The sequence below is a fragment of the Imperialibacter roseus genome (genome assembly GCF_032999765.1).
In the GTDB taxonomy this organism is placed as follows: Bacteria; Bacteroidota; Bacteroidia; order Cytophagales; family Cyclobacteriaceae; genus Imperialibacter; species Imperialibacter roseus.
Map to the genome: position 1 here is coordinate 4,765,358 of NZ_CP136051.1, position 19,643 is coordinate 4,785,000.

Annotated in this window: 16 protein-coding genes (1 of these 16 cut by a window edge); 14 read left to right on the forward strand and 2 right to left on the reverse strand. The window is 47.6% G+C overall.

Annotation, left to right across the window (positions count from 1 at the left end):
- Window positions 1-173 precede the first annotated feature (173 nt).
- The 13 genes from RT717_RS20200 (at window position 174) to RT717_RS20260 (ending at window position 14,795) form a co-directional block, all read left to right on the forward strand.
- Window positions 174-1,790 carry a sodium:solute symporter gene (locus tag RT717_RS20200; protein WP_317488166.1) on the forward strand — a complete coding sequence of 539 codons (1,617 nt, stop codon included), beginning with the start codon at window positions 174-176 and terminating at the stop codon, window positions 1,788-1,790.
- Between the two features lie 120 nt (window positions 1,791-1,910).
- The gene (gene fucP, locus RT717_RS20205; protein ID WP_317488167.1) at window positions 1,911-3,224 is read left to right on the forward strand and encodes an L-fucose:H+ symporter permease; all 1,314 of its coding nucleotides are present in this window, start codon (window positions 1,911-1,913) and stop codon (window positions 3,222-3,224) included.
- Window positions 3,225-3,234: 10 nt separating this feature from the next.
- A complete protein-coding gene (locus RT717_RS20210; protein ID WP_317488168.1) occupies window positions 3,235-3,588 on the forward strand; it encodes an L-rhamnose mutarotase in 354 nt (117 codons plus the stop codon).
- Window positions 3,581-4,345, forward strand: a complete 765-nt coding sequence (locus RT717_RS20215) for an SDR family NAD(P)-dependent oxidoreductase (RefSeq protein WP_317488169.1) — start codon at window positions 3,581-3,583, stop codon at window positions 4,343-4,345. Before RT717_RS20210 ends, RT717_RS20215 begins: the two co-directional genes overlap by 8 nt.
- 4 nt (window positions 4,346-4,349) lie before the next feature.
- Window positions 4,350-5,204: a fumarylacetoacetate hydrolase family protein gene (locus RT717_RS20220; RefSeq protein WP_317488170.1), complete on the forward strand. Its 855-nt coding sequence runs from the start codon at window positions 4,350-4,352 to the stop codon at window positions 5,202-5,204.
- Between the two features lie 12 nt (window positions 5,205-5,216).
- The gene (locus tag RT717_RS20225) at window positions 5,217-6,050 is read left to right on the forward strand and encodes an amidohydrolase family protein (protein WP_317488171.1); all 834 of its coding nucleotides are present in this window, start codon (window positions 5,217-5,219) and stop codon (window positions 6,048-6,050) included.
- 10 nt (window positions 6,051-6,060) lie between these two features.
- Window positions 6,061-6,840 (forward strand): L-fucose dehydrogenase, encoded by a 780-nt coding sequence (locus tag RT717_RS20230; protein ID WP_317488172.1) that lies wholly within the window; start codon window positions 6,061-6,063, stop codon window positions 6,838-6,840.
- Between the two features lie 100 nt (window positions 6,841-6,940).
- On the forward strand, window positions 6,941-7,951 hold the full coding sequence (locus RT717_RS20235) for a zinc-binding alcohol dehydrogenase family protein (RefSeq protein ID WP_317488173.1): 1,011 nt from the start codon (window positions 6,941-6,943) through the stop codon (window positions 7,949-7,951).
- 67 nt (window positions 7,952-8,018) lie between these two features.
- Window positions 8,019-9,500, forward strand: coding sequence for a tagaturonate reductase (locus RT717_RS20240; RefSeq protein WP_317488174.1), 1,482 nt, complete (start codon window positions 8,019-8,021; stop codon window positions 9,498-9,500).
- A gap of 9 nt (window positions 9,501-9,509) precedes the next feature.
- A complete protein-coding gene (locus tag RT717_RS20245; RefSeq protein WP_317488175.1) occupies window positions 9,510-11,162 on the forward strand; it encodes a UxaA family hydrolase in 1,653 nt (550 codons plus the stop codon).
- Window positions 11,163-11,246: 84 nt separating this feature from the next.
- Window positions 11,247-12,287 carry a sugar kinase gene (locus RT717_RS20250; protein WP_317488176.1) on the forward strand — a complete coding sequence of 347 codons (1,041 nt, stop codon included), beginning with the start codon at window positions 11,247-11,249 and terminating at the stop codon, window positions 12,285-12,287.
- Between the two features lie 66 nt (window positions 12,288-12,353).
- A complete protein-coding gene (locus RT717_RS20255) occupies window positions 12,354-13,010 on the forward strand; it encodes a beta/alpha barrel domain-containing protein (RefSeq protein ID WP_317488177.1) in 657 nt (218 codons plus the stop codon).
- A gap of 27 nt (window positions 13,011-13,037) precedes the next feature.
- Window positions 13,038-14,795: a glycoside hydrolase family 9 protein gene (locus RT717_RS20260; protein ID WP_317488178.1), complete on the forward strand. Its 1,758-nt coding sequence runs from the start codon at window positions 13,038-13,040 to the stop codon at window positions 14,793-14,795.
- A gap of 44 nt (window positions 14,796-14,839) precedes the next feature.
- On the opposite strand, the gene RT717_RS20265 is transcribed toward RT717_RS20260, so the two are convergent.
- Both RT717_RS20265 and RT717_RS20270 read right to left on the reverse strand, forming a co-directional pair.
- The gene (locus RT717_RS20265) at window positions 14,840-16,462 is read right to left on the reverse strand and encodes a sulfatase family protein (RefSeq protein WP_317488179.1); all 1,623 of its coding nucleotides are present in this window, start codon (window positions 16,460-16,462) and stop codon (window positions 14,840-14,842) included.
- A gap of 87 nt (window positions 16,463-16,549) precedes the next feature.
- Window positions 16,550-18,997, reverse strand: a complete 2,448-nt coding sequence (locus tag RT717_RS20270) for an ABC transporter permease (RefSeq protein WP_317488180.1) — start codon at window positions 18,995-18,997, stop codon at window positions 16,550-16,552.
- A gap of 243 nt (window positions 18,998-19,240) precedes the next feature.
- On the opposite strand from RT717_RS20270, the gene ygiD reads away from it, so the two are divergent.
- Window positions 19,241-19,643, forward strand: partial view of a 4,5-DOPA-extradiol-dioxygenase gene (gene ygiD / locus RT717_RS20275; protein ID WP_317488181.1) — the 5' portion only. 422 nt of this gene lie beyond the right edge of the window; the window shows 403 of its 825 coding nt (coding positions 1-403); it begins with the start codon at window positions 19,241-19,243; the stop codon falls past the right edge of the window.

The window sequence follows — 19,643 nt, forward strand, 5'->3', positions numbered from 1 at the left end:
TTGACTATTTGTTGTTTCACATGCTCAAGGGTGTTGCATCAGAGCCAGTCTGGCCCCAACTTTTGATCGGAAAGTGCTTTCCAATACACATTTTAAGCATTTAATTTTACTTTCGCTCACTACTTATAATTAAAAAATGCATTTTAACAGTTACACTCTACTTAAACCTACTTATGAACAGTTTTGAAACGCTAGACTGGATAGTCATTGTCGGCTATTTTGTGGTAATCGGTGGCCTCGCCGCCTGGGTCATTTCCCGAAAACAAAAAACTACTGAAGACTACTTCCTTGCAGGCCGCAACATTGGATGGTTTGTGGTTGGCGCCTCCATTTTTGCTTCCAACATCGGTTCGGAGCATGTGGTCGGTTTGGCCGGCACCGGAGCAGGCGACAAAATACCTATGCTTATTTATGAGCTGCATGCCTGGATTGTGCTCATGCTTGGCTGGGTATTTCTTCCCTTCTACATCCGCAGTGGTGTTTTCACCATGCCCGAGTTTCTCGAAAAAAGGTTCAGCCCGGGAACACGCTGGTTCCTGAGCGTCTTTTCATTAATAGCCTATGTGTTAACAAAAGTCTCCGTAACGGTGTATGCCGGTGGAATTGTGATCGCCTCCTTACTGCAAATCGACTTTTGGTTTGGCGCTTTAATGACAGTTATTCTTACTGGAATTTACACGGTATTGGGTGGTATGAAGGCCGTGGTATACACCGAAGCGCTACAAACTATTGTGCTTGTTATTGGCGCAGGCACACTTACGTTCATTGGTCTCGATGCCGTTGGCGGTTGGGATGGCATGCGGTCAGCGCTGGAGCCAGGCTACCTCAACATGTGGCGCCCACCAAGCGATCCTGACTTTCCGTGGCCAAGTCTGGTTTTCTCCAGCACCATTGTCGGCATTTGGTACTGGTGCACCGACCAGTACATTGTGCAAAGAGTGCTATCTGCCAAAAACATCAAAGAAGGACGCCGGGGCACCATTTTCGGCGGGTTATTAAAGTTGCTTCCAGTGTTTCTGTTTCTTATTCCGGGCGTGGTTGCACTAGCCTTGAAAAACCGTGGCGAGCTTTCGTGGGACACACCTGACCAGGCCTTTGCCACGTTGTTGATGGCCAAGATGCCAGTGGGCCTCAAAGGGCTTGTGGCAGCAGGCTTGCTGGCCGCCCTGATGAGTTCACTTGCCTCAGTGTTTAATTCGTGTTCCACGCTTTTCACGGTTGATATTTACAAAAAGCTAAGGCCCGAAACCCCAGACGACAAGCTGCTGAAAGTAGGCCGGATAGCCACTGGCATCGTCGTTGTGTTGGGCATCCTTTGGATTCCTATCATGCAGAACATTTCGGGTGTATTGTATGAATACCTGCAATCGGTACAGTCGTACATTGCGCCACCAATTGCGGCTGTGTTCTTATTGGGCATTTTCCATAAAAGAATCAATTCGAGGGGCGCATTAACTACACTTATCGTTGGTATGGCCGTGGTTTTTATCAGACTCTCACTGGAGTTGGCAAGCGATTCGCTTAATCCTAACAGCTTCTTGTATGCCTTCGGAAACGTGAACTTCCTTACGTTTTCATCGTGGTTCTTTTTGTTCTCCATTTTGGTCTGTCTGGTCGTCAGTATGACTTCTGCCGCACCATCAGCCGAACAAATAAAAGGGCTTACGTTTAGCACTTTGAGCGCTGAACAAAAAACCGAAAACAGGGCCAGCTACAACGCCTGGGATATTGTTTTCTCGCTGGTAGTGCTGGCCATTGTGGTCTATATCATGACCAGCTTTACAGGATAATTAGCCATCGGCCCTGTTTTATGAACTTATACAGGAAAAGCGCTTCGAAAGAGGCGCTTTTCTTAGTATGTTAGAGAGGCAGATCAGTTAGCTGCCATTTTTATAACACCTACCTATTTTATGTCGAGCAAGCAAAACTACACCCTGGGGTTTGTCTTAGTGACTTCCCTATTCTTTCTGTGGGGCTTCCCCAACGACCTTACCAACCCAATGGTTGAGGTGTTTAAAAATGTGCTAAACATTTCCAATGTAAAAGCCTCTTATGTCCAACTCGCCTTCTACGGAGGCTACGGCACCATGGCCATCCCAGCAGCACTGTTCATTAGAAAGTACAGCTATAAATCGAGCATTATTCTCGGGCTCTTTCTTTTTATGCTGGGATCGTTGCTCATGTATCCGTCGGCGCTGCTTGTGAGCTACAACTTGTTTTTAGTATCATTCTATATCCTCACGTTTGGCCTGGCATTCCTTGAAACCACAGCCAACCCAATGATCCTGGAACTGGGGCCAGCAGAGACAGCCACGCAGCGGTTGAACCTGTCACAGGCTTTCAACCCTATCGGCGCACTTACGGGGCAGGTGATTGCACGGATTTATGTCGTCGACAGGCTTGATACAAAAATTGGCGCCGATGCCCCCACGGAATTACTGTCTTTAGAACAGAAACAGCAAATCATTGAGCATGACCTCTCCATTGTAAGCACTCCTTATATAGTGCTTGGTTTCGTGGTCCTCGCTATCATGATTTTGTTTATGGTGGTGAAAATTGACGATCCCGCCAGGCATGTGGACAAGCTCGATTTAAGAACGACATTCAAAAAACTATTCGCTAACAAGGACTACTACGAAGGCGTTTTGGCTCAGTTTTTCTACGTAGCCTGCCAAATCATGGTGTGGACGTTTATTTATCAGTACGTGACAAATTTGAATGAGTCACGGCCGATGGATGATCAGTTGAATGCAACAGTTTACGTGGTAGCTTCCACCATCTTGTTTTTGACTGCCCGCTGGATATGCACATTTCTATTTCGCTACATCAACTCAGCCAGACTGATGCTCATTTTTGCTATGCTTGGGTCTGTGCTTTGTATTGGCGCCATACTTATTAACGGCATGGTAGGCTTGTACTGCCTGGTAGGCGTTTCCTTTGCCATGTCGCTGATGTTTCCAACGATCTATGGCATTGCCCTCAGGGGCATGGGCGATGAGGCAAAACTAGGGTCAGCCGGACTGATACTGGCCATAGTGGGTGGTGCTTTGATGCCACCTCTTCAGGGAGGCATCATCGATTGGGGAGGAACCGGATTAAATGACTTGCAATTGTTTGGCTCCATTCCTGAGGTCAACTTTTCTTTTATCTTACCGTTATTCTGCCTCCTTTTAGTAGGCATATATTGCCTGAGAGTAATGAAAAGAAATAAAGCACTTTCGTAAACGACTGAAAATGCAGACTTTTTATCTGACACTTGACCTGAAAGATGATCCACAACTCATAGCTGACTATGAAAGGCATCACCAGCAAGTGTGGCCGGAAATTTTGGACAGCATCAAAGAAAGTGGAATAGAGCAGATGGAAATATACCGCTCAGGCAACCGGCTCTTTATGGTGATGAAAGCGAATAGTACTTTTAGCTTCGAGAAGAAGGCTGCAATGGATGCCACAAACCCGAAAGTACAGGAATGGGAAAAATTGATGTGGAGATACCAGCAGGCACTGCCCACAGCTAAACCTGGCGAAAAGTGGCTTTTAATGGATAAAATATTTTCTTTGACTGAACAACTGAATAAGAATGTATAATCTTAAAAATAAGACGGCCGTCATTACAGGAGGTGCCAGCGGTATTGGAAAAGCAACTGTCTTTGCCTTTGCAAGAGCCGGTGCTAACGTGCAAATCATTGACGTGAACCAAGCCAATGTCGACGCCACCCTCGCCGATCTAAAATCTGAAGGGCTTACTGCGCCTGCTCACATCTGCGATATTAGTAAACAAACGGAAGTACGGAAGCTTTTTACAACCATCGGCGACATCCATATCCTGGTGAACAATGCCGGCATTGCCCACATTGGCAGAGCCGACACAACCAGCGAAGATGACTTCCAACGGGTGATGGATGTGAATGTAAAAGGCGTCTACAATTGTATTCATGAGGCTATACCAATCATGAAAAAGCTTGGGGGCGGTGTAATTCTCAATATGGCCAGCGTGGCTGCGCAAATGGGTATCGCTGATCGTTTTGCCTATTCCACCAGCAAGGGGGCTATCTATGCCATGACATTGTCTGTTGCCAAAGATTACCTTGCCGACAATATCCGGTGCAACAGCGTTTCTCCCGGCAGAGTGCACACGCCTTTTGTAGATGGGTTTTTGGCGAAGAACTACCCGGGCAAAGAGCAGGAAATGTTCGACAAACTTTCAAAAACACAGCCGATAGGCCGAATGGGCACACCCGATGAAGTTGGCCACCTGGTCTTGTATTTGTGTTCCGATGAGGCTTCCTTTATCACCGGAACTGATTACCCAATTGACGGCGGATTTATAAAACTTAATACCTAGATACATGCAACTACTAAGATTCGGCCCGGCGGGCAAAGAAAAACCAGGTGTAGCCATCGACGGCCAGCACTTTGACGTATCACCCCTCGGTGAGGACTATGACGAAAAATTCTTCGGAACTGGTGGCCTGGAAAGGCTAAAAGGCTTTGTTGAAAGAAATAAATCCTCTCTTGACAAAGTGCCTGCTGGTGCCAGGCTCGGCAGCCCCATTGCCCGGCCTTCCAAAATTGTCTGCATAGGCCTCAATTATGCCGATCATGCTAAAGAATCTGGCGCCAAAATTCCCGAAGAGCCAATCCTTTTCATGAAGTCTACAACATCACTTGTAGGACCAAATGATGAGGTAATGATTCCGAAAAACTCGGTAAAAACTGACTGGGAGGTGGAACTGGCCGTCATCATTGGAGCGAAGGCAAGCTACGTTTCAGAAGCAGATGCCATGAAACACGTGGCCGGCTATTGTTTGCACAACGACGTGTCGGAGCGTGAGTTCCAGCTGGAGCGTGGTGGCACCTGGGACAAAGGCAAGGGCTGCGACACATTTGCCCCCCTCGGACCCTATGTGGTCACTCCCGATGAAATAAAAGACATAAACAATGTGCGTCTTTGGCTGTCCGTTAACGGAAAAATGATGCAGGACGGCTCCACCTCAGACCTGATCTTTAAGGTGCCATTCCTCATCTCTTACCTGAGCCAGTTCATGACCTTGCTTCCAGGTGATGTTATTTCCACAGGAACACCAAAAGGTGTTGGACTAGGTTTCAATCCGCCGATTTACCTGAAGCCTGGCGACGTAATGGAGCTGGGCATCGACGGCATGGGCGTGTCGAAGCAGAAGGTAGTTGCGTGGAGGGCCTGACTGCCTGCAAAGATGCCAAAAATTGATGCTCATCAGCACTTTTGGAAGTACGATTCGGCCCGACATGGCTGGATCAACGGCTCCATGAAGGTGATACAGCGGGATTTTATGCCCGATGACCTGGAGCCGGTGCTTCATGCGCACGGCATCGATAGCTGTGTGCTCGTACAAGTCGATCAAAACCAGCAGGAAAATGAATTTCAGCTGGCGAACGCACAAGCCAACGATTTTATCAAGGGCGTAGTGGGCTGGGTGGATTTACAAGCTGAAGACATTGAGCAGCAGCTCGCCTCGCTTAGCAAGCATAAAAAATTGAAAGGGTTTCGGCACATCCTGCAGGGAGAGGCCGACGACGCTTTTATGTTGCGGCCGGCCTTTCGAAATGGGATCGGGAAGCTCAGGAAATTTGGATTCACATATGACATCCTCATTTTCCCAAAGCACCTGAAAAATGCCTGCCAGCTAGTCAAAGAGTTTCCCGATCAGCCGTTTGTGTTGGATCATCTTGCCAAGCCCTACATCAAGGCAGGCAAGATTGAGGAATGGAAAAAGGACATTAGTGCACTGGCCCAGTTCAACAACGTTATGTGCAAGGTATCTGGCATGGTCACCGAAGCTGAGTGGAAAAACTGGCAAAAGGCTGACTTTACGCCTTATCTTGATGTGGTGGTTGAAGGCTTTGGAATGGACCGCCTCATGTTCGGCTCCGACTGGCCCGTTTGCCTTTGTGCAGCCGACTACACGCAGGTGGTTGATCTCGTCGACGATTATTTTTCCAGCTTTTCAAAGAGCGAGCAAGCAGCTTTTTGGGGCGGAAATGCTGCGAGGTTTTATAATTTGGAGTGAGTAAAGCATTATGAATCTACACCTAAAAGACAAAGTAATCATCGTCACCGGCGGCGGAAGAGGCATAGGTGAAGCCATTTCCAAAACCCTGGCGGAAGAAGGTGCCATTCCCGTCGTCATAAGTCTTGATGAGCAAGACAACCTGAAGGTGGTGGCCGACATAGAGAAGTCAGGAGGGAAAGCTTACCAGCGCTCGACGCAATTGACCAGCCCGGAAGAATGCGAAAAAGCCGTGCAATTTGCTTTTGAAAAAGCTGGGCGGATTGACGGCTTAGTGAATAATGCTGGCGTTAACGACAGTGTGAACCTGGAGCATGGCAGCTACGAAAAGTTTATGGCAAGCATCCATAAAAACGTGGTGCACTACTATATGATTGCTCATTATGCCCTGCCCTACCTCAAAGCGAATAAAGGTGCCATCGTGAACATCGTGTCGAAAACCGCCGAAACCGGACAGGGTGGCACATCTGCCTACGCAGCGGCCAATGGCGGGCGCAATGCCCTCACCCGGGAGTGGGCAGTGGAGCTGCTGAAATACGGTATTCGTGTCAATGGCGTGGTGGTGTCTGAGTGCTGGACGCCCATGTACGAATGGTTTGTGGCCCAGCAGCCCAACCCAAAAGAGTACCTGAAAAAAGTAACAGACCGGATTCCGCTGGAAAACCGAATGACAACACCGGAAGAAATCGCCAACACAGTTGCGTTTCTGCTTTCTGACAGATCGAGCCACACCACCGGACAACTTATCCATGTCGATGGCGGCTACGTTCACCTCGACAGAGCACTTTAATTCGTGAGGATATGCAATCAAGTAAGGGACAACGCCATCTATCTCGTCATCTATTTGACAACCCTATGAACTCTTCTAAACTGAAATAGAACAACTCCTGATGAAATCTCTTATTTGCACTACACCCGGCCAATTCGATTATCAGGATCTTCCAGAACCGTCCTTTTCCAAGGGCAACACCATCCTGAAAATCAAAAGGATAGGCATCTGCGGTACTGATCTTCATGCCTACGAAGGCACACAGCCCTACTTCAATTACCCGAGAATCCTGGGGCACGAACTAGCAGCTGAGATAGCCGAAACAGACGCTCCAGGCTTCTCAAAAGGCGAGCAAGTTACCTTCATCCCCTACTTCAACTGCGGCACCTGCATTGCCTGCACTTCTGGCAGGCCCAACTGCTGCGAAACCCTTAAAGTAAGTGGTGTGCACATCGACGGCGGCATGGCTGAGTACCTTTCTGTCCCTTCTTATTCTTTGGTGCATGGCAACGATCATACCTTAGAAGAACTGGCTCTTGTGGAGCCGCTGGCGATAGGGGCCCACGCAGTAAGACGTGCGCAAATAAGAAAGGGCGAATTTGCGCTCGTGATTGGTGCCGGGCCTATTGGGTTGGGCATTATGGAGTTTGCCAGAATAGCCGGTGCCAAAGTCATAGCAATGGATATCAACGACCAGCGACTAGCCTTTTGCAAAGAAAAAAACATTGTGGCCCTTACAGTTAATCCTTCAGAAGGAAACCCCGCCGAAACCATAAAGGACATCACAGGCGGTAGCATGCCAACAGTGGTTTTCGATGCCACTGGCAGCCTTTTTGCCATCAATAAAGCTTTTAGCTACATGGCTCACAGCGCCCGGTACATACTCGTTGGTCTGCAAAAAGGAGACATCACATTTAGTCATCCGGAGTTTCACAAACGGGAAGGCACCCTGATGAGCAGCCGCAATGCCACCCGGGAAGACTTTGAACATGTGCTGGCCTGCATGAAAAGCAAACTCATCGACCCGGGTACCTATATCACACACCGGGTCGCCTTTGATAAAGTAAAGAAAACTTTCGACTCCTGGCTCGATCCAAAAACAGGCGTCATCAAAGCGATGGTAGAGATATAAAACCCGTTTTTCAGCTTTCTCTAAAATTATGTAACTAGGGGCCGTTTCGACCTCCCAACCGATTTCAATGAAACTTACCAAACAAACCCTTCAAGAAATTGAATTCCCGAAAGGAACCGCTGTGCCTCCCTCCAACGTCTTTAACCTCCCGGAAAAAGTGCTGCAGTTTGGCACAGGCATCCTGCTTCGTGGACTTATCGACTACTTCATCGATAAAGCCAACAGACAAGGGGTTTTCAACGGTAGAGTTGTCGTTATTAAGTCGACAGACCGGGGAGGCGCCGACGAATTCCAGGAGCAGGACGGGCTATATACCCATGTAGTCAGAGGCATTCAAGAAGGAAAAACTGTTGACCAAACAATTGTCAACAGCAGTATCAGCCGGGTGCTTTCCGCTAAAAGCGAGTGGGAAGAAATCATGAAATGTGCGGTCAATCCCGACATAGAGGTCATTGTTTCCAACACCACCGAAGTGGGAATTGCTTTACTTGACGGAGATAAAATCACGGCCAAGCCTCCAACATCATTTCCTGGTAAGCTGCTGGCCATATTACAGGCTCGCTACACTGCCGGCCTACCAGGATTTGTCATCGTGCCCACAGAACTTATTGTCGACAATGGACAAAAGCTGAAAGACATCGTGCTTACTTTGGCAAAACAAAACCAGCTGGACACAGCTTTGATCAAGTGGATTTCCGAAGCCAACCACTTCTGTAGTTCTCTTGTCGACAGAATAGTGCCGGGAAAACTTCCCGATACTGACCGCAATTTCGACTACGCTGATGACCTGGCCATTCTTTCTGAACCCTATAGTTTGTGGGCCATCGAAGCGTCTGATCCAAAAGTAAACGAGGTGCTTTCTTTTGCCAAAGCAGACAAAGGCGTAGTGATTGCACCAGATATTACAAAATACCGGGAGCTGAAGCTGCGACTGCTCAACGGAACGCACACCCTTTCAAGTGGCATAGGAGTGCTCGCTGGCATCGAAACGGTGAAAGAAGGCATGAAAGACAATGCACTGTCTGGCTTCATTGAAACCCTCATGATGCAGGAATTGGCCCCAGCCATCAGCGGGCCATCACTTTCGGTAGACGAAGCCAGAAGCTACGGACAAACCGTTCTTGACCGGTTTCGCAATCCATTTATCCAACACAAATGGCTCAGCATCACCTTGCAGTATTCTTCCAAAATAAAGATGCGAGACCTGCCGATTCTGTTAAAGCACTACGAGCAAAAGAGCGACGTACCCTCACTTTTCGCCCTTGGTTTTGCAGCGTCCATTTGTTTTATGAAATCAGAAGCAAAAGGGTCTGAGTACTATGGAACCGCCAATGGAAAAGAATACCTGATCCAGGATGACAAAGCTGGCTACCTGAGCGACCTTTGGAAAAAGTACGGTGCTGAGAAAATAGCCAATGCTGTACTCAGGGACGAAAGCCTTTGGAGCGCCGATCTCACCAGGCTACCCGGCTTCGAAAAAGATGTCACCGAAAAACTCTCCCTTATTTCTTCCGGCGGAATGAGGGCTGCACTGCAAACTGTTTTGTAAATTTCTGCCATGAACGCTAAAGTCCTTAAAGTACACCCAGCCGACAACGTCATCGTTGCCCTCACCGACCTTGCCCAGGGCGACACAGTGAGCCTGGACGGGGCCAGCTACACACTCAAAGAACCCATTGCCGCCAAGCATAAGTTCACCATGAATGACATGGCTCAGGGCGATAAAATCAAAATGTACGGCCTGGTGGTAGGCACTGCTAAAAATCCCATTGCAAAGGGCATGAGAATCTCCGTTGAGAACACCACGCATGCAGTGGGCGACCTTCATGCAAGAGAGAAAAAAAACAACTGGGTCGCCCCCGATGTTAGCAAGTGGAAAAGCAAAACGTTCATGGGTTATCACCGGTCGGACGGATCTGTCGGCACTGCCAACTACTGGGTAGTGGTGCCGATGGTTTTTTGTGAAAACAAAAACGTTGACTCGTTGAAAGAGGCACTTCTGGAAGAACTTGGGTTCTCTAGCCCAAAAAAATACAAGCAGTTCACAAAACGACTGATTTCTATGTACCAGTCGGGGCAGAGTGTTTCCGACATACAGGAAGTGGCTTTTGACGAAACCACCATTGGTGTTAGCAACAACCCACTTTTCCCCAATGTAGACGGCATCCGCTTCCTCACCCACTCCATGGGCTGTGGCGGCACCCGGCAGGATGCGCAGGCACTTTGTGGTTTGTTGGCTGGCTATATCACCAACCCCAATGTTGCTGGTGCAACGGTGCTAAGCCTTGGTTGTCAAAATGCACAAGCGAGCATTTTGAAAGAAGAAATTGACAAGCGCTCCCCTAAGTTCAACAAGCCTTTTCAGGTGTTTGAACAGCAGAAAATGGGCCGTGAAGCAGACCTTATCGGTGAGGCTGTGAAACAGATCTTTACAGGACTGATCATCGCCAACCAGTCACATAGAGAGCCCGCATCGTTGAGCAAACTTTGCGTGGGGCTGGAATGTGGCGGTTCCGATGGATTCTCGGGCATCTCGGCCAATCCGGCTATCGGCTATACTTCCGATCTCATATCAGCCCTGGGTGGCTCCGTCATCCTTTCGGAGTTTCCTGAGCTTTGCGGAGTAGAACAAGAACTTTGCGACCGCTGTGTCGACGAAGCCACAGCCAATCGGTTCGTCGACCTGATGACTCGCTACAACCAACGAGCCCACGAGGCAGGTTCCGGCTTCGACATGAACCCCTCGCCAGGCAATATCAAGGATGGCTTGATCACTGATGCTATCAAATCGGCAGGAGCGGCGAAAAAAGGTGGCACTTCGCCGGTAATGGATGTGCTCGACTACCCCGAAAAGGTGCGCAAGCAAGGCCTTACGCTACTTTGCACACCTGGGAATGATGTGGAATCAACAACGGGCATGGTTGGCTCCGGCGCAACAATCTGCCTCTTCACAACTGGCCTGGGCACGCCTACAGGCAATCCGATAGCCCCGGTCATCAAGCTGTCGAGTAATACCAAGCTGTATGAAAAAATGCCTGACATCATTGATATCAATACAGGCCCCATTATCGAAGGCAGCGAAACTATCGAACAAGCAGGCGGGCGCATCCTCGATTACTTGATCAAAGTGGCTAGTGGCGAAGAAAAATGTGCAGCTGATCGAAATGGCCAGGAAGATTTTATTCCCTGGAAGAGGGGTGTTTCCCTTTAATTTCGTCTAATAACCAAATGGCCATACCGGGCATTAGAATAAAGAAAATGTTTTAACTTTCATCCGAATTAATTCACTCCGACAATGAAAAAAGTAGTAACATTTGGCGAGATCATGTTGAGGTTGTCACCTCCGGGTTTTCTTAGATTTTCACAAGCCAACTCCTTCGATGTGGTTTATGGAGGCGGCGAATCAAACGTGGCCGTTTCCCTGGCTAACTACGGTGTACCTGTTGATTTTGTGACCAGGCTCCCCAAAAACGATCTTGGCGAATGTGCGTTGATGGAGATGCGCAAGCGAGGTGTGAATACGCAAAACATCATTTTCGGCGGAGATCGTCTGGGGATCTACTTTCTGGAAACCGGCGCAGTGAGTCGTGGCAGCAAAGTAGTTTACGACAGAGCCCACTCGTCAATGGCCGACATCAAGCCGGGCATGATCGATTGGAAAAAGGTATTTGAAGGAGCTGGCTGGTTCCACTGGACTGGTATTACGCCTGCCATTTCGCAGGGCTCAGCCGACGCTTGCCTTGAAGCGGTAAAGGTGGCCAGCGATATGGGCATCACTATTTCTACTGACCTCAACTATAGAGCTAAACTTTGGAAATATGGTGTACCTTCTGAACCCATCATGACTGAGCTTACTTCCTATTGCGATATTATCCTAGGCAATGAAGAAGACGCTGAAATGCACTTTGGCATCAAGCCAGAAGGACTGAATGTAACCACACAGGGGCATGAAGTAACAGCGCAAGCCTTTCTTTCGGTGTGTAAGCAAATGATGGTGAAGTTCCCAAAGGCTAAGAAAGTAATTACTACGTTGAGAGGTTCTATCTCTGCATCACACAATTCGTGGGCTGGTGTGTTGTACGACGGCAAAAAGATGTTCGAATCGAAGCAATATCAGATCACTCACATTGTTGATCGTGTCGGCGGTGGCGATTCCTTCATGGGCGGTTTGATCTACGGGTTGCTGCAGTATCCTGACAACGATCAGCATGCGCTTGATTTCGCAGTTGCCGCTTCGTGTCTGAAGCATACCATCGTTGGTGATGCCAACCTGGCTACCAAAAGCGAGGTGGAAAAACTCATGGGAGGCGACGCTTCCGGTAGAGTAGCCCGTTAGTGAATGTGCCGTTTCGGCGGCACAATTTTATTTCCTTGTTTTACGAATCCATATCAAAAAAGAGAAATGTCCAATAGACCAGACGCCATAGCCGCTATTAAGGCCCAAAGAATGCTTCCATTGTTTTATCATTCCGACAAAGAAGTGAGCATCAGAGCCATTGAAGCCCTTTATAAAGCCGGAATTCGTACAATAGAATTCACCAATAGGGGAGCGGAGGCTTTCGGTGTTTTCGAATACCTGAAAAAGCAATCGTCTAAGGATTTTCCCGGGCTACTCCTCGGCATAGGAACCATCAAAGATGTGGGAGCGGCTCGTAGTTTTATCGGCATTGGTGCCGACTACATCATCTGCCCGGCAATGAACCCTGATGTGGCAGAAGTGACACACAAGGCTGGTTTGCAGTGGATTCCTGGCTGCATGACACCAACCGAAATTGCTGGCGCCGAGCTAAATGGTGCTAAGTTGGTAAAACTGTTTCCTGGCAACCTCCTGGGCCCCGAGTTTGTATCTGCAGTCAAAGCAGTTTTCTCCGATCTTCTTTTTATGCCAACAGGGGGTGTAGAGGCTGAAGAAAGCAACCTCAAAGGCTGGTTCAAATCAGGCGTGTGTGCCGTGGGTATGGGTAGTAAACTGGTTAGCAAAGACCTGCTCGATGCAAAAGACTACGCCGGACTAGAAAGGAAAACGAAAGAGGCGATTGAGTTGATCAAGAAGATTTAAAGTTTCACTCCTGAAAACAGGAACAACATGAAATACGTCCGAAGTGTCCTTAGCCTTATTTTGTTATTGGCCATTTCTTTCGCTTGTCAGCAACAAAATAAGTCAGAGCCCGCCGAGGGCTCTGGCATTTACCTTAACCAAATTGGGTTTTACGTTGGCGCTCCTAAAATCGCTATCATTAAAGGTGCAGCGGCGGAGAAATTCACTGTCGTTGACCTTAACTCAAACAAGGCAGTTTTTGAAGGACAGCTAGGTGAGCCGAACCAATCGTCATTTGGCAATTACACCACTCGTGCCGCCGATTTCACCATACTCGACAGGCCGGGTAGCTATGTCATTCAGGCGACTGGCCTGGCCGACTCCTATCCCTTTGAAATAGAGCCGAACGTGCTGAATGAAGTCAGCAAAGCTTCCATAAAAGGCTTTTACTACCAGCGTATGTCAACTGACCTGCCGGAAATCTATGCTGGCAAATGGACCAGAGCAGGTGGCCATCCCGACACTGCCGTTTTTGTACACCCCTCGGCGGCAACATCCGAAAGGCCCGCCGACTTCAAACTGTCAGCCCCCAAAGGCTGGTACGATGCCGGCGACTATAATAAGTACATTGTCAACAGCGGCATTACAATGGGTACTTTACTGTCCGCTTATGAAGACTTCCCTGCCTATTACAGCAAGCTTGATCTGAATATTCCCGAAAGCAACAATGATATTCCGAACCTTCTTGACGAAACACTTTGGAATCTTCGCTGGATGCTGCGGATGCAAGACACCGACGGTGGAGTTTACCATAAACTGACCACGGCCAAATTTGAGGGCATGGTGATGCCTGAAAACGCTACCAACAAAAGATGGGTTGTGCAAAAAAGTACCACTGCCACGCTGGATTTCGCTGCCGTAACCGCTCAAGCAAGCAGGGTCTTTGCAAACTTTGAATCTCAGCTGCCCGGTCTTGCCGACAGCTGTCTGGCCGCCTCCAAAAAGGCGTGGAAGTGGGCACAGCAAAACCCGGAGGTACTTTACAATCAAGACGAAGTGAACAAGGCCCACGACCCGGACATAACTACCGGAGCTTACGGCGACAAATCAGTAGGTGACGAGTTCATTTGGGCGGCTTGTGAGCTTTATATTTCGACAGGTGACGAGGCCTACTATTCCGCCATCAACCTATTTCCTGATGAGAATCTGTCTTTACCTTCTTGGGGAAATGTGAGACTAATGGGATACTATTCGCTCGCCCGCTTTATCAATAAACTTCCGCACACCAGCTTTTCAGAAATAACCCCTTTAAGGGCTCAGTTGATAAATTTTGCAGACGGGTTAATAAATGGGTCAGCCGCCTGGCAAACGGTAATGGGTGGTTCGGAAAAAGACTTTGTCTGGGGTAGCAGTGCCGTAGCTGCGAACCAGGGTGTGGCTTTGCTTCAAACCTACCGATTGACCAACGACAAAAAGTATCTGGAAGGGGCCCTGAGTAACATGGATTATCTGCTTGGCAGAAACGCAAGCGGGTATTCCTTTGTAACGGGCCATGGCGACAAGAGCCCAATACATCCTCACCACCGACCGTCAGTTGCCGATGGGATAGACGAGCCTGTTCCCGGCCTACTTTCCGGCGGTCCCAACCCCGGACAACAGGACGGCTGTGAAGGCTACCCTTCAAATATTCCTGACGAGTCGTTTGTCGATAATGATTGTTCTTATGCATCCAACGAAATCGCCATCAACTGGAACGCGCCTTTGGTTTACCTCCTGGGGGCTATGGAAGTTCTTTACAATAACTAGTCAGCCTTACCACCCATTCAGTTTAGCTCACGCACCAGACAGAATTATAAGCGATCACCGCCTATGAACTCCTCACCCCGTGTTAAGTCAATTATCTCGGGCTGTTCGTTCAGCTCAATCTGCTTTTCTATCAGTTTGGCTTTCAACTCTTCGACTACATCACCATATTTTGGATCATCAATGAGGTTATTCATCTCCTGAGGATCTTGTTGTAAATCATACAGCTCCCAGGTGTCGACATCATGGTAAAAATGAATAAGCTTATACCTGTAGTTTCTAATGCCATAGTGTCTTTTTACTTTGTGCCAGCCATGAGGATACTCATAATAATGATAGTATACCGACTCCCGCCATTCGGGTCTTTCACCCCTGGCCTCAAACAAAGGTCTCATTGACAGGCCCTGCATTTCTTTTGGTATCTCTACACCAGCGTAATCAAGAAAAGTCGGTGCAAAATCAATATTCATCACCAGCTCCTCAATAGAGGTTCCTGACCTGATCCCCTTCGGATATTTGATAAGCATAGGCGTTCTGAACGATTCCTCGTACATAAACCGCTTGTCGTACATTCCATGCTCGCCCAAATAAAACCCTTGATCCGACGTGTACACAACAATGGTGTTCTCCGCCAGGCCTTCCGCCTCAAGGTAGTCCAGCACTCTTCCAACATTTTCGTCCACAGACACAATGCACTTCAGGTAGTCTTTGATGTACCTCTGGTACTTCCAGTTCCATAGCTCCTTTCCGGAAAGATTAGCCGACTTGAAAGCCAACCCAACGGAGTCGTAGTAAGCGTCCCAGGGCACTCTCTGCTCCTCAGTCATTCGATTCAACATCGCCGCATAGGAAGATTCTGGGTCAGAAGGGCCAACAGCGCCACCCGTGCCGGTTTCTTCTTCATAATAATCTGGCGTCAATTTAAGGTCGTTAGACAGCCACATATTGGTGATTTGCTGATCTTGTTCAGCCAGGGCTTGCCTGCCTTTGTAGTCATCATACAGCGTCGCAGGAATAGGCAGATCTTCCTCAAAAAGCCTAAAATGTTTAATGTTTGGCTGCCAGTTTCTATGTGGGGCCTTGTGTTGAAGCAACATGACAAAAGGCTTTGACTTATCTCTGCTTTGCAGAACCGAGAGCCCCTCATCAGTAATCACATCTGTGGTATAGCCATTCACGACGGTGGTGTCATTTTCTGAAACCAGTCTCGGGTTATAATACTCCCCCTGGTCGATAAGTATCTTCCAAAAATCAAATCCCTGTGGCTTCGACTTCAAATGCCATTTCCCTATCAGATAGGTTTGGTAGCCAGCTGTTTTAAGCAGCTTCGGAAATATCATCTGACTGCCATCAAATTCATCCCGGTTGTCTCTCAAGCCATTAAGATGGCTGTATTTCCCTGTAAGTATGGCCGCACGACTGGGAGCGCAGATGGAGTTTGTAACAAAGGCATTTCGCATCAGCGCACCTTCCTGAGCAATCCGATCAATATTTGGCGTCCTGATAAGTTCTTTGCTATAGGCACTAATAGCCTTCATAGCGTGGTCATCGGACATGATAAAAAGAATATTGGGTTTCGGCACTTCCTCCTTGCTTTCCTGCGTGCTGCTTTCATTTTGAGAGCAACCAAAGGCCAATACAGACAAGAGAGACAGTAGAAATCGTTTCATAATTTTTGAGCTTCCTTTAGTGGAAGCTCAAAATACGAATGATCTTAAAAAGATGCTGCATCAGCAGAAAAAGGCAACTGCTTTTCTTCACTCATTCCTAAGTGATCTTACAGGGTTGGCCGTGGCTACCTTCATCGTTTGGAAACTAACTGTGAGTACAGAAATCACCAATACAGCTAAACCAGCCAGTGCAAATACATCTATGCCGATTTCCGTTTGATAAGGAAAGTCGTTGATCCAGTTCTGCATGAAAAAATAAACAATTGGGGCAGATGCAACAATGGCAATTCCAATGATGATGAGATAGTCTTTTAGTAGTAAAAAGAAGATACCCGCCACTTTCGAACCGAGCACTTTTCTTATCGCAATTTCTTTGGTGCGCTGCTGGGCAGTAAAAGTAGCCAGGCCAAGCAGGCCAAGGCAGCCTATCAGCACGGCTAACACTGCAAAAGTGGTGAAAAGCTTGCCAAACTTTCGCTCATTTTCATACTGTGTATTGAAGTAGTCATCAAGAAAAAAATAGTCAAAGGGATTACCTGGAAATGCCCTTGTCCATGCCGCTTGCACCTCCTTGATTGCACCCTGCAAGTCATTCGTTACCAGCCGTACGGAATAAAATTCACCGCCATATAATGTGCAGTAGAAAATACTTGGCTCCAGGGCGTTCTTGAATGACTTCTGATGATAGTCATTCACCACACCTACTATCTTGGGTGCCCAACGAAACCCTGGTACGTCAACAAACTTCCCTACTGCATCGGCCGGAGAGCTGAAGCCAAGCAGTGACACCGCCGACTCAGTAATAATAACCGAAGTGTCTTGGTCTGCGGTGAATTCCCTTGCGAAGTACCTGCCTGCTATCAGAGAGGGTTCAAAGACATCCTGATAATCATAATCCATACTATTGAAACGCAGTGGCACAATGTTGTCGTCCGACGTTCCGTATTTTTTCACTCCCACTATGTAATCTCTCTGCTTCCCCGGAACCGTCGCCGTCGTGCTTACAGCATTCAGCGCAGGGCTTTGCTTTATTTCATTCCTGAACACGTCGATGGAAGAATTGAATGCTTCCCTGTCCCTTGGAGCTATCCCTGGCCTCTCAACAACAAGTACCTGATCAATATTGACTCCAATGTCCTGACTCGTCATATACTTGAGCTGATTAAACACGATCAGAGTACCGGCAATGAGTGAAACAGAAGCAACAAATTGGAGCAAAACAAGCCCTTTCCTAAGCATGACACCTCGCTGGCTGGTCGCCATCTTTCCTCGTAAAACTTCAACCGGAGCAAACGACGACAAAACAAAAGCGGGGTAAAAGCCAGAAAGAATAGTACCAACGAGCCAGATAACTGCCACCATCAAAACAAACCAGCCATACACAAAATAAGAGGCTGTAAGTGACAAGCCGGACACATTGTTATAAATACCCAGGCAAGCCAGCGAAATGATCAACGCCAGAACGATTGCAATCAGATTCACCATGGCCGACTCAACCATAAACTGAGCAATAAGTTGATTTTTATACGCCCCCATTACTTTTCTGATGCCTACTTCTCTGGCTCTTTCCAACGCCCGGGCCGTTGCCAGATTGACGTAATTAATCCATGCAATTATGATGACGAAAACGCCAATTAAGCCGAGAAATAAAACAATATCGGCATCGCCGTTCGTCTCCGGCTCGTCCGCTAAATTGCTATGGAGATGAATATCTTGCAGTGCCTGGAGACTTAGTTTATCTTCTACCGCTATGGTTTGATCCTTCGGCTTATACTTATCAAGAACAGCAGGAAATTTTCCCTCAAATGCATCCAGATCGGTTCCAGGCCTTAGCTTTACAAAAGTGTACATATCCTTTCTAGCCCAACTGGTATTATATCGCCCGGGAGCATATTCTCCTCTTGCATATAATGTTTTATAGGAAAAAAGGACATCAAACTTTAGATGGGTATTTGGAGGAAGGTCTCTGAAAACGCCAGTCACCTCACAAAGCTCATTGTTGAAATCATCATCCTGCATCCGTATCAACTTTCCGATAGGATTATCGTTCCCAAAATACTTTTTCGCCTGTGTTTCAGAAATCACGGCCTTAAAGGGCTCAGCCAATGCCGTGGCAGCGTCGCCTGACACCATCTCATATCCCATCAACGACAGAAATGAGGAGTCAGCATAAAGAAACCTACGTTGCTTGAAAGCCACCGGCTCGCCCGCCTCTGGCGTATAGGTGATAATCACATTGTTCTTATAGCCCAAATTGTAGAGACGGGCGTAATTTGTCACCTCTGAAAATTCATGAAGAAATGCAGGCCCGGCACCAGGATAGTTCTCGGCACTAGAAATTACCCGTTCACCGTTCCTGAACACGTCAAGCTTGACCCTGTAAATATTAACGGCCTCTGGAATAAAATTTTCGTAGCTCCGTTCAAAGTGTACATACTGAGCTATTAACATGAAAACCGCCACACCAATTGAAAGGCCAATGATGTTGAGTGCCGAAAAGAAACGGTTTTTCAGCAGGCTTCTAAACGAAGCCATAATGAGATTTTTAACCATGATTGATTAGTCCTGATAAATAAAAAGCTTGTTGATGAATCAACAGAAGAGTTTTTGCCCAATGCATTGTTAATTTAGTAAAGACTTCATTTCAGGCCAATGGTTACAAGAAATATTAATCTGCTACAGGTCAGTGATTTATGTTGAAGACGCCGGGAACCAATTAAGACAATTATATGTACATACATTTAATAGTATTAAGAATCACTATCAAATTCCGCTGCCATGAACTGCCTAAATGACCTAAGAAAATTTAGTGGAACACTGAAGGCTTCAGAAAAAATGCCAGTAGTTTTCGTTGGACACGGTAGCCCTATGAATGCTATTGAAGAAAATACGTACACAAAGGGTTGGCACTCGTTGGGTTATGAGCTACCGAAGCCAGCCGCCATCCTTTGCATTTCAGCACACTGGGAAACAAAGGGTACTTATGTAACGGCAATGGAACAACCAAAAACCATTCATGACTTTGGAGGATTTCCCAGGGAATTATTTGCCGTTCAATACGCAGCACCTGGCAGCCCCGAACTCGCAGAGGAAACAAAAAAACTTGTTGAAAAAACCGACATTTTATTTGACCACGATCACTGGGGGTTAGACCACGGCTGCTGGAGCGTGGTCAAAAATA

What these genes read in the sequence shown, in the direction of transcription:
- RT717_RS20200 (WP_317488166.1), top strand. Translation starts at nt 174, where the DNA reads ATGAACAGTTTTGAAACGCTAGACTGGATAGTCATTGTCGGCTATTTT.
- fucP (WP_317488167.1), top strand. Translation starts at nt 1,911, where the DNA reads ATGTCGAGCAAGCAAAACTACACCCTGGGGTTTGTCTTAGTGACTTCC.
- RT717_RS20210 (WP_317488168.1), top strand. Translation starts at nt 3,235, where the DNA reads ATGCAGACTTTTTATCTGACACTTGACCTGAAAGATGATCCACAACTC.
- RT717_RS20215 (WP_317488169.1), top strand. Translation starts at nt 3,581, where the DNA reads ATGTATAATCTTAAAAATAAGACGGCCGTCATTACAGGAGGTGCCAGC.
- RT717_RS20220 (WP_317488170.1), top strand. Translation starts at nt 4,350, where the DNA reads ATGCAACTACTAAGATTCGGCCCGGCGGGCAAAGAAAAACCAGGTGTA.
- RT717_RS20225 (WP_317488171.1), top strand. Translation starts at nt 5,217, where the DNA reads ATGCCAAAAATTGATGCTCATCAGCACTTTTGGAAGTACGATTCGGCC.
- RT717_RS20230 (WP_317488172.1), top strand. Translation starts at nt 6,061, where the DNA reads ATGAATCTACACCTAAAAGACAAAGTAATCATCGTCACCGGCGGCGGA.
- RT717_RS20235 (WP_317488173.1), top strand. Translation starts at nt 6,941, where the DNA reads ATGAAATCTCTTATTTGCACTACACCCGGCCAATTCGATTATCAGGAT.
- RT717_RS20240 (WP_317488174.1), top strand. Translation starts at nt 8,019, where the DNA reads ATGAAACTTACCAAACAAACCCTTCAAGAAATTGAATTCCCGAAAGGA.
- RT717_RS20245 (WP_317488175.1), top strand. Translation starts at nt 9,510, where the DNA reads ATGAACGCTAAAGTCCTTAAAGTACACCCAGCCGACAACGTCATCGTT.
- RT717_RS20250 (WP_317488176.1), top strand. Translation starts at nt 11,247, where the DNA reads ATGAAAAAAGTAGTAACATTTGGCGAGATCATGTTGAGGTTGTCACCT.
- RT717_RS20255 (WP_317488177.1), top strand. Translation starts at nt 12,354, where the DNA reads ATGTCCAATAGACCAGACGCCATAGCCGCTATTAAGGCCCAAAGAATG.
- RT717_RS20260 (WP_317488178.1), top strand. Translation starts at nt 13,038, where the DNA reads ATGAAATACGTCCGAAGTGTCCTTAGCCTTATTTTGTTATTGGCCATT.
- RT717_RS20265 (WP_317488179.1), bottom strand. Translation starts at nt 16,462, where the DNA reads ATGAAACGATTTCTACTGTCTCTCTTGTCTGTATTGGCCTTTGGTTGC.
- RT717_RS20270 (WP_317488180.1), bottom strand. Translation starts at nt 18,997, where the DNA reads ATGGCTTCGTTTAGAAGCCTGCTGAAAAACCGTTTCTTTTCGGCACTC.